1 protein-coding gene is annotated in these 1,252 nt (G+C 71.6%); it reads right to left on the bottom strand.

The window, feature by feature from the left end; genetic code table 11:
* On the bottom strand, window positions 1-914 hold a 914-nt coding region (locus tag AB0C29_RS49145; protein ID WP_360835362.1), incomplete at its 3' end, for an ALF repeat-containing protein.
* Between the last annotated feature and the right edge of the window lie 338 nt (window positions 915-1,252).

Raw genomic sequence — 1,252 nt, 5'->3', positions numbered from 1 at the left:
GCCGCCTGCCGGTCGCGTTCGTCGGCGGCGTGGATGCCGGTGGTGATGAACGCCCGCCAGTCGGCCGGGTCGTTGCTGCGCAGGGCGGCCTCGGCCGCGGCGTAGACCTCGGTGGGCTCGGGAGCGGTGTTCCACACCCAGCGCACGAAGTTGACGTCGCTGAGCACCAGTTTGCCCTCATCGGCGGCCACACCCAGCACCGCGGCCGCGGCGATCCGTCCCTCGCGCTCGATCAGGGCCCGGCGTTCGGCCTCGGTGCGTTCCTGGTCCGCGGCGATCTCGGCGAGCCGGTCCTGCTCGCGGGCCTGCGCGATGCCGGTGGTGATGAAGTCGCGCAGCTGCTGGGCGGTCCCGGCGAACGCGGTCAGCGCGGCGGCCTTCACCCGGGGGCCGGTCGGACCGCGGTAGATCTCGAACACGAACTCGCGGTCGGCCAGCAGCAGCAGCTCCGGGGTCACCTGCATCTGCACGGTGATCAGCGCGCGCTGCTTGAGCTCGCGGGCCTCCCGGGCGGCGGTCGCGTCGCGGACCTCGTTGGCCACGTCGCGGTTCTTGGCGTCGTGGATGCCGGACTCGATGAACACCGTGCACTCGACGAAGTCATCGGTGGAGCTGTTCATCAGGGCCAGTTCGGCGGAGCCGCGCACCTCGGGCAGGTTCGTCGCGTTCTGCCACAGCTGGAAGACGAAGTCGCGTTCGTTGAGCACCAGCCAGCTGTCCGGCGCGACGACACCGACGACGGCGGCGGCGCGGACCCGGTCCTCGATCGAGGACTCCAGACCCGCGGCCCGGGCCGCGGCCGCGCGGTTCGGCGCGCCCGGCGCGGCGAGTGCGCCCGGATCGCCCACGACCAGAGCGGTCAGCAGTACGGCGGCGACGGTGACCGCCCGTCTCAGTGTTCCCGACGATTTCATTGTTCCTCCCGGAATCGGCAGACCACTTATAGCGGCCCGCATACAGAAACCGTCCAGCGCCGGTACGGACGCCGCCGCCCAGGACCGGCCCTAGCCCTCTGAGCCCTTGCAGGCAAGGAGAAGGCCGCTTCCGGCCACGCCCGGAGAACACCGCCGGAAAAGTGTTCCGCTGTGACGGCCGTCGATTTGCCGCGACGCGTGTCCTGCGTGGATGGGAATGCCATGAATGCGAGAACCCGGCTTTCGGGAATGGTCGCCGCCGTCGCATTGTCCGGGGTCCTGGTCACCCCGGGCCCGGCCTGGGCCGCCGCCTCACCCGCGCAGCCGGCCGGGCCGGC

The sequence above is a fragment of the Actinoplanes sp. NPDC048791 genome (assembly GCF_040650095.1).
In the GTDB taxonomy this organism is placed as follows: domain Bacteria; phylum Actinomycetota; class Actinomycetes; order Mycobacteriales; family Micromonosporaceae; genus Actinoplanes.
Note: the sequence above shows the minus strand (reverse complement) of the source record. Positions and strands in the feature narration are given on the sequence as shown.